Origin of the sequence: Opacimonas viscosa, from assembly GCF_024199005.1 — a bacterium.
Lineage (GTDB): Bacteria > Pseudomonadota > Gammaproteobacteria > Enterobacterales > Alteromonadaceae > Opacimonas > Opacimonas viscosa.
Window position 1 is genome coordinate 21,972 of sequence record NZ_JANATA010000025.1, and the last position, 8,549, is coordinate 30,520.

Here is an 8,549-nt window from a genome sequence, read left to right on the forward strand (position 1 = left end):
GCAAATAAGACAATCTTATATTATCTTAGATGCCAAACAGTGCAAGGAGTTTCAACAGTATCTTCGTTTAGTCGTATTTACGGATAAACTCAGTAATCAAGGGGCGAATGTGTTGGCGAAATTTAGAACCACTAAATATTCCATAATGACCTGCACCCATCTGTACATGGTGTTTACGCATGTCTTTCGGGATTGCAGTACATATATCTTGAGCCGCTTCAGTCTGTCTTAAGCCACAAATATCATCGTCAGCCCCTTCCACGGTTAATAAAGCAGTATTATTAATCGCAGAAAAATCAACAGGTTTACCTTTATAGGTAATTTGGCCATTGGCTAATTCGTTGTTCTTGAAAATACGCTCAATAGTTTCAAGGTAAAATTCAGCCGGAATATCTAATACAGCCATATATTCATCATAAAAGGCACGAAAACGGTCGCTATCTTCTTTCTCTCCAACCAGAATATTTTGGAAGAAATTCATATATTTTTTGGTATGCGTTTCTTGGTTCATGGAGATGAAACCACCGAGTTGCATAAAGCCTGGATAGACTTTTCGACCTTGACCAGGGTAGCCATATGGCACTTCCATGATAGCGATATTTTCAAACCAACTCATGGGACGCTCTTGGGCAAAGTCATTGACCCGCGTAGGATTTTGGGATGGATCAATCGGGCCAGCCATTAATGTTAATGATTTTGGCGTGGCTGCATCATTGTTTTCAGCTAAGATAGCTGTTGCAATTAACGCTTGAACGGTCGGCTGACAAATCGCAATAAGATGTGTGTCAGGGCCTAAAAACTGCATAAACTCTATCAGGTAAGTAACATAGCTATCAAATGAGAAAGGACCTTCTGAGGCAGGGACTTCTCTGGCATCAGCCCAGTCAGTGATATACACCTCATGGTCAGGTAATAAGGCTTCAACCGTGCCTTTTAATAGCGTGGCAAAGTGTCCGGATAATGGCGCAACAAGCAGTACTTTTTGCTGATCCTTCTTGCCGATTTTTTTAAAATGGATAAGGTCACAAAAGGGCTTTGCTAAAACGGTTTCTTCTTTAACCAGATAGGCTTGTTCATCAGAGTACACCTCTTCGATATTGAACCCCAGCTTTTCATAACGACGGGTCAGACGCATCATCGTTTCTAATGTGGCGTTAGATACTCTACCTGCCCAGGTATAGGCAAATGGATTTGTAGGATTGGTGGTTATATCATTAATTAGGCTAAAGCCTTCATGCATGAAATGCGCGCCGCGTGATAAAAAATCATAGGCTTGATAATTATTCATAGAACTTCTCCCGATCTAAGACACACAAGGTGAATACAGCTAAATTGAGGTGGAAAAAAACACTTCGTGTTGCACCCAAGAGTGAGGAACAGCGAAGTGTTTATCGGGTCTTACTTATTTTGCAACAGCAGCAACTTTGCTTGAAAACTCTTCAGAAGACGCTTTGATTAAATCAGTTGCTTGTTTTTGTGCAGCTGTAATAACTTCATATGTTTCTTTAGCAGCATCAGTAACGGTTTCTTGTAAACCTTCAACATAGGCTTTTTGCGTTTCCGCCAAGCTCATAACGTCTTTTTGTTGAGACGCAGTTTCTACAAAAGACATGCCGTTGTTAAGTAAAGTAGAGAATAATGCATTTTGCTTTTCAGCGATGTCTTGTAAAGCAGACATGTTTAAAGATGCTAATTCCGTAACTGGTTTCATTGACTCTTTAAGTTGTGCGTTTAATTGATCAAACATGGTATTTCTCCGTTTATTTAAAATTGGGTATTATTTTTTCGCAGCCGTTTTAGGGGCTGGCGATGTATTCTTTGTCGGTGCTACACGCGTCTGTGGCGCAGGTGTATTCGCAGCATTCACTGGTGCAGCTTTCACTTCTGGTGTTTTCGTCTCTGCTTTAGGTGCGGTAACGGCAGGTTTAGGGGCTGTTTTTACACTTGCCTTTGTGTCAGCGTTTGGAGCACTGATAGATGCCGTTTTCACTGCTGGTTTAGCTGGCTTTGCAGTCGTCTTTTTCGCTACCGGTTTGCCTTTGGGTGCAGCTTTTTTGGCTGTGGTCTTTGGGGCTGCAGGCTTTACAGGCGCTGCTGTAGGTTTGTTCGAAACCGAGGCTTTAGCCATCTCTTGAGCAACATCCTGAGGACTTGGCATATCATTCATCGTTGATTTTAATACTGCTGTGTACTCATCGCGTATTTCATTCATCTTGCCGTAAGTTTCTTTTGAAGTATGTGCTAGGCGCTCTTTGACGGCTTCAGCATAAACAGACTGAGCTGCAATGACGCCTTTGACTTCAGTTTGTACGCTGATTGATTCTACGTATTTGACACTGTCAGCCATTAATCCAGTGAAAAATTCGGTTTGTTGTTGTGAAAATGATTCGAGCATTTTGGTGTTGAACGCAACCAAAGAACCCATAGGTTGTGATGACTTTTTGACTTGCTCTGTAAATTTACCAAACATGATGCTTTCCTTTATCAATTTTGACTCGTTTGTTGCACTGCAACATTTGTATGTTCTAACTATAATGTATTGGTCAAAGATTAGTCAAGCTTAAATTGTTGCATTGCAACATTATTTATTGGTATTTGTTTTAAGTAATTGAATATTATATAAATTAAAAATGGTGCGGTGCGCAAAAAAGTAGGGTTTAAATACCTAATATCGGAGAGGTGAGAGCTGAGAGCTCAGACCTTAGAACTGAAAGCTATGTAATTAAGGATTAGTGTAGATGGCAGTTTTTATATTTTTTACCACTGCCACAAAAACAAGGCGCATTCCTTTCGATTTTACAGATTCCACTATCACTCTGAATCACACCAGATGTATAGCGCCATTCTTCCTGTTCTAGCACAAAATCTGAAATTTCATGCATCATGTAGAGTTGTTTATTAAAGCGGTAATAGGCTTTGAATGTTACTTGTTGGGCATGAGCATTGAGTACATCTAAAGCTAACCACTCTGTGAGATCTGCATCTTGTGCTAAATCAATGAGTGAAAGCTCGCTTTGTTGCGCTTGGGCGTAGGTATGCAAAACATACGCAAAGTTGCCGGTGGCATAAGCTGTAAAGCGAGAGCGCATCAGCTTTTCTGGAGAAGACGCAGGTAATTTCCCTTTGATGAAAGGGTAGCAGCATGACGCATATGTTTGTTGGCTGCCACAAGGGCACATATCGACCATAAATGTTTACTGACCTTTATCTTCGTTTTTCTTGGTAGTTTGCCATGCCTGCATATTGCTTTCCATCATTTTGCTAAACATCCCCAGCGGAGTGCTATCGACCATAGTTTTCATCATACCTTGCATTTGATCTTGTTGTTCCATAAACGATACCAACGACTGCTCAAGGTATTGTCGCAGTACAGGTTGCATATCTGAGTCATAAAAACGAATCAGCTGCTGTAACAATTTGTCGGTGAGTAATGATTGGGCTTGATTGGTTTCTGATTCACTAATGATTTGTAGTAACACCGATTTTGTAATGACGTCTTTGGTTTTTGAATCTACTATCTCAAACTCTATACGATCATTGATCATGCGTTTAATATCTTCCAGATTAATATAAACACTTTTGCTGGTATCGTATAAACGACGGTTGGGGTATTTTTTTATGGATATCACAGAGTATTCCTTAGTAGTCTATTTTTAGACTACTTGAAGGAGATACTCAGGTCAAAAGAAAAATGGTGCAGTGCAATATATTAAAGACGCTTTAAGACATACTGTCCTGGTGCTGGATAAACACTGGGGTAGTTAGGGTGACTTCCTGGTATGAGCGCTTTCGTAGATTTGCCCGATTTTGGCGCTAACCATGCATGCCAATCACTCCACCAGCTACCTTCATGCTGGGTAGCCCCGGCGAACCAAGCTTCTGCATCAGTGCCTAGTTCGTCATTGATCCAATGTGGGTACTTGCCGCCTTCGATAGGGTTAATTACACCTGCTAGGTGGCCTGAGCCTGCCAAGACAAAACGAACATCACTGCCAACGTGTTGCATGCTTTGGTATGCCGATTGCCAGAGTACAATATGGTCTGCAATAGTAGCCAAAGAGTAGACGGGTACATCAATATTGGACAAATCAATGGGTACATTATCAATGATAAATGCGCCAGGTGTTATTAATTTATTTTCCCAGTAAGTTGTTCTTAGATATTGTTTGTAGCAAGCCGCGGTGATATTGGTTGAGTCAGAATTCCAATACAAAATATCAAAAGGGGCAGGGTCTTTGCCTTGTAGGTAATTTTTGATAAAAAATGACCAAAAGAGACTGTTTTCCCGCAAGAGGCTAAACGATAAACCTAAGATCCGTCCATCAAAGATGCCTTTGACTTCTGCGTTTTGTTCAAGCATTTGTAGCATATCTTCGGTGAGATAGTTACCAATTTCACCAGGCTCAGCAAAATCCAATAAGGTAGTAAATAACGTGAGTGAGCCAATCCGAGTATCCCCTTGGGCTCGGAGATAGGCAGTTGTTACACTACTTAAGGTGCCACCGACACAAAAACCAGTGAGGTTAACTTGTTTCGCTTTGGTGATTTCACAAACTACGTCCAATGCAGCTAAAGGCCCTAGTTTCATATAGTCGGTAAAATCGTTGTCCGATAAATCAGCCTCCGGGTTGACCCAAGAAATCATAAACACTTCATGTCCTGCTTCAAGCAAGGCTTTAACCATCGATTTCTTTTGATCCAAATCCAACACATAATATTTATTAATGAAGGGTGGTGTGAATAATATAGGGTTGGTAAATGTTTTGGTCGTTTTAGGACGATAATGAATCAATTCCATCATTTCATTTTGAAAAACGACTGCTCCAGGAGTATTCGCTAAGTTCTCCCCTACAGTAAACGCGTCTGAGTCAGTTTGGGTAATTTTGAGCGCTTCAATAGGACTTTTTTCTAGATCAGACATGAAGTTTTGCATGCCTTTAATGATGCTTTCACCATTTGTTTTTAATAGTTCTTCACACACTTCTGGGTTGGTTAATACATAGTTTGTCGGTGAAACTGAGTTTATGTATTGGCGCGTGTAGAATTTGATTTGTTCAGCTGTCTTGGTATCTTTGAATGACATTGCATCCACAACACTTTCCAGCATCTGGGAATTCAACAGATACGCTTGCTTCATGTACGAAAATACAGGATTCTCTGACCATTCATCATGCTTGAAGCGGTGATCACCCCGCTGTTCGTTGACAATAGGAACAAACTTTTCACCCATCATTGCTTTGCTGGCTTCTTGCCACAATGATGTTTGTTGCTCCATAAAATGCATTTGTGATTGCAGTAGTTTTTGAGAGTCGATTTCTACATCATCAGACATCAGAGACAGGAGTTTATTGGGATCAAACAGCGCACTAATATGCTCTTCTGCTGAGCCTTGCTGAGTTTGCTTACTCAAAGCATCCTGTACCATCGCATTAAAAACATGAGCATATTTGTTAATGTTTTCTAGAATTTTTTGTTGTTCGTTGGTGTCCACAGTAGTTCCTTACCTCACTAATATCCTTTTTCAAGATATTAAAGCTGCATCCAATAAATGTCTATGCGACCAAGACTAGAGTGTTATATGTTTGTTGAGAAGTTCTTTTTCTTCGGGCCTGTGTGCTACAATTCTGGACGGTAAGTATTGCAAAACTTTTTTCACAAAAGTGGTCTACAAGGTGTTATGAGTAAATTTTGGAGTTGGTTCAAGAGACATTTCTGGTCCTTTAGTATCGTGTGTGTAACGGTATTATTGGCATACTTGTTTTATTTGGACGCCCAAATTAAGCCACATTTTTCTGGGAATAAATGGCAGGTTCCAGCGCAGATTTTTGCTCGCCCATTAACGCTGTCTTTGAAACAAGAAATCTCTCCAAAAGAGGTGGTAGATGAACTGAAGTTATTGGGTTATCGCAAAGTATCTACCGTATCTTCCGTAGGTGAATATGCCGTTAACAAAGATACGTTAACGCTGTTTCGACGGGCTTTTCATTTTCCTGATGGATTCTTACCTGCATCAGAGTTGACCCTGCGTTGGCGCAATGCACGGATTACTGAGTTAACCCGCGATCAAACAACAACGAATGAGATCCGTCTGGAGCCTTGGTTGGTCACGCGAATGTCTTCAGGAAGTAGAGAAGATCGCATGTTAGTGACAAAAGCTGATCTACCGCCTTTGTTGATCGATGCTTTGGTCTTGGTTGAGGACCGTAACTTCTATTCTCATTGGGGCGTAAACCCATTAGCAATAGCACGTGCCTTGTTGGCGAATATCTCTGCGGGAAAAAAAGTCCAAGGTGGCAGTACACTGACCCAACAGTTAGTTAAAAACCTGTATCTGACTCGGGAGCAGTCTTACACACGAAAAATAAAAGAAGCGTTAATGTCCCTAGTGATAGACGCTCGGTATAGCAAAGACGAGATCATTCTGGCCTACTTGAATGAGGTGTTTGTTGGACAGAACGGTAGAAAAGCCGTGCATGGTTTTGGTTTGGGCAGTCACTTTTATTTTGATCGACCACTCAATGAGTTAAACCTGCCGGAAATAGCGACCTTAGTAGGAATGCTTAAAGGCCCTTCTTTTTATAACCCTAGGCGCAAACCTGAGCGTGCGAAAACCCGTCGTGATTTAGTGCTACGTATCTTGTTTGAGTCAGATAAAATCGATAAGGCAACGTATCTAGCCGCATTGGAATCTCCGCTGTATGTTGCTTCTGGGGCAAGCTTAGCAAGTGGGCAGCATCCTGCATTTATGGAGCAAGTACGCCGTGAACTGACAACGGTGTTGGTTGACCCTGAGCTGCGTGAATCTGGAATAAAAGTATTTACGACACTTGATATTAATGCGCAACGACGTGCAGAAAAGGCATTAACACAACGGACAGTTAACATAGCTAACGCCCGCAACTTACCTAATCTACAAGCTGCGATGGTTGTCAGTGATTATCGTTCTGGTGGGGTCAGAGTCATCGTGGGCGACAAGCAACCTGATGCTCAGGGTTTTAATCGTGCATTAGATATCCAACGTTCGATTGGCTCTTTAGTCAAACCGGCAATATATTTAGGTGCTTTAGCGCAGCCAGAACGCTATCATTTAGCGAGTATTTTGGTCGATGAATTAATTACACTTGAAGATGAGCAGGGCAAGGTGTGGCAACCACAAAATGCCGATCAGAGAACTCGTGGCAAAGTATCATTGTTGTCAGCTTTGACGCATTCTTATAACTTACCAGCTGTCCATTTGGCTTTAGATATTGGTTTACCTAATTTAGTCAATATGTTGGCCGAACTAGGCGTGGAAGAGCCGATTCCTGAATTACCAGCGATCACACTCGGAGCAATTAATTTGGCGCCCTTTAGCGTCAATCAAATGTACCAAACATTAGCGAATAACGGGCTTTATCGTCCATTACACACGGTTTCAGCTGTGGTATCTACCCGAAATGTTCTGTTGTGGCAACAGGCCAACTATAGTGCACAAAGAGTATCTGAAGATGTCACTTATTTATTGAACTATGCCTTACACAAAGTCACTAAAACGGGGACTGCAAAGGCACTCGATAAACATTTTCCAACGATCAATATGGCGGGAAAGACTGGCACAACCAACGATTACAGAGACAGTTGGTTTGCTGGCTTTGATAGAAATCTAGTGGCAACCATCTGGATGGGTGATGATAGTAATCAACAAACGGGTTTGTCTGGTAGTAGTGGTGCATTACAAGTGTTTATTGATTGGCAAAAACAGATGGCGCCCAAATCTTTATCGCAGCGCTTCCCAGCTAACTTAGGCATTGCTCATTTTGAATCAGGTACAGGTTTAAGAATGCAGCCAGGTTGTACTAACAGTATATCCGTTCCAGCAATCATTGATAAATTACCGCAGCAGGCGAAGACGTGTACGGGGCAAATAGCGCCAGTACCGGCACCAAAAGCACCGTCGAAAAAGAAAAAAAACTGGTGGGAGCGCATTTGGAGTTAGCGAGAAATTATTGTAATTTATAAATAATGTATACTTTAGTTATGCATACAAAATGTATATTGTTTGTTAATCTTAGTGCATACGTTTGATGTTTTATAATTTCAATTATGAATGAGAAGTGTTAAATTATGCTTTTATATAAAGTTTATTTTAATTTACTGTATAAATTATAGTTAAGTGTAGTCAAAGCATACTTAACAGCTACACACTGGTCGATTATGAAAACCTTACTATTTACACCTTACCTTGAAGCAAAGAATGGTGGTCCAAACCAAGAGGATATTGCTCTTTGGATTGAGAGTCATCCTGATTTTTTAGCCTGGGTTGAAGCGTGCAACAATACCAACGTTCCCTACACGGAAAATGGTGAACCGCCACTTTCATGGTGGGTATCTCAGGATTTTCATCCAGTGCAGCTTGTTCCTGCAGCCTGTGAAGCACTGCATTGTGATATTCCTCAGGGTATTATTTTGGAAATTGGTATGTGCTTGGTCGATACCGCCTCCCTAAAGAACAAACAGTGAACTACCCCGCGACAGAGCAAGTCTGATCACGGGGCTTCTGTTACATAGCG

General features: G+C 41.3%; 8 protein-coding genes. 2 read left to right on the forward strand and 6 right to left on the reverse strand.

What is annotated here, in order from left to right:
- Positions 1-67 precede the first annotated feature (67 nt).
- The 6 genes from NLF92_RS11680 to NLF92_RS11705 form a co-directional block, all read right to left on the reverse strand.
- Positions 68-1,288 (reverse strand): polyhydroxyalkanoate depolymerase, encoded by a 1,221-nt coding sequence (locus NLF92_RS11680; protein WP_254102147.1) that lies wholly within the window; start codon positions 1,286-1,288, stop codon positions 68-70.
- Positions 1,289-1,402: 114 nt separating this feature from the next.
- A complete protein-coding gene (locus tag NLF92_RS11685; RefSeq protein WP_254102149.1) occupies positions 1,403-1,747 on the reverse strand; it encodes a phasin family protein in 345 nt (114 codons plus the stop codon).
- A 30-nt stretch (positions 1,748-1,777) separates the two neighbouring features.
- Entirely contained in the window at positions 1,778-2,470 is a 693-nt protein-coding gene (locus NLF92_RS11690; protein WP_254102151.1) for a phasin family protein, read from the reverse strand.
- A gap of 259 nt (positions 2,471-2,729) precedes the next feature.
- Complete coding sequence (locus NLF92_RS11695; protein ID WP_254102156.1) at positions 2,730-3,188, reverse strand: YchJ family protein; 459 nt, start codon at positions 3,186-3,188, stop codon at positions 2,730-2,732.
- A gap of 6 nt (positions 3,189-3,194) precedes the next feature.
- Positions 3,195-3,629 (reverse strand): polyhydroxyalkanoate synthesis repressor PhaR, encoded by a 435-nt coding sequence (gene phaR / locus NLF92_RS11700; RefSeq protein ID WP_254102164.1) that lies wholly within the window; start codon positions 3,627-3,629, stop codon positions 3,195-3,197.
- A gap of 80 nt (positions 3,630-3,709) precedes the next feature.
- Positions 3,710-5,491 carry a PHA/PHB synthase family protein gene (locus NLF92_RS11705; protein ID WP_254102166.1) on the reverse strand — a complete coding sequence of 594 codons (1,782 nt, stop codon included), beginning with the start codon at positions 5,489-5,491 and terminating at the stop codon, positions 3,710-3,712.
- Between the two features lie 186 nt (positions 5,492-5,677).
- On the opposite strand from NLF92_RS11705, the gene mrcB reads away from it, so the two are divergent.
- Both mrcB and NLF92_RS11715 read left to right on the forward strand, forming a co-directional pair.
- A complete protein-coding gene (gene mrcB, locus NLF92_RS11710; RefSeq protein ID WP_254102168.1) occupies positions 5,678-7,975 on the forward strand; it encodes a penicillin-binding protein 1B in 2,298 nt (765 codons plus the stop codon).
- 218 nt (positions 7,976-8,193) lie between these two features.
- Positions 8,194-8,499 carry a hypothetical protein gene (locus tag NLF92_RS11715; RefSeq protein WP_254102170.1) on the forward strand — a complete coding sequence of 102 codons (306 nt, stop codon included), beginning with the start codon at positions 8,194-8,196 and terminating at the stop codon, positions 8,497-8,499.
- Positions 8,500-8,549: the final 50 nt, after the last annotated feature.

Coding starts and splice junctions, on each gene's coding strand:
- NLF92_RS11680 (WP_254102147.1), bottom strand. CDS start 1,288: ATGAATAATTATCAAGCCTATGATTTTTTATCACGCGGCGCGCATTTC.
- NLF92_RS11685 (WP_254102149.1), bottom strand. CDS start 1,747: ATGTTTGATCAATTAAACGCACAACTTAAAGAGTCAATGAAACCAGTT.
- NLF92_RS11690 (WP_254102151.1), bottom strand. CDS start 2,470: ATGTTTGGTAAATTTACAGAGCAAGTCAAAAAGTCATCACAACCTATG.
- NLF92_RS11695 (WP_254102156.1), bottom strand. CDS start 3,188: ATGGTCGATATGTGCCCTTGTGGCAGCCAACAAACATATGCGTCATGC.
- mrcB (WP_254102168.1), top strand. CDS start 5,678: ATGAGTAAATTTTGGAGTTGGTTCAAGAGACATTTCTGGTCCTTTAGT.
- NLF92_RS11715 (WP_254102170.1), top strand. CDS start 8,194: ATGAAAACCTTACTATTTACACCTTACCTTGAAGCAAAGAATGGTGGT.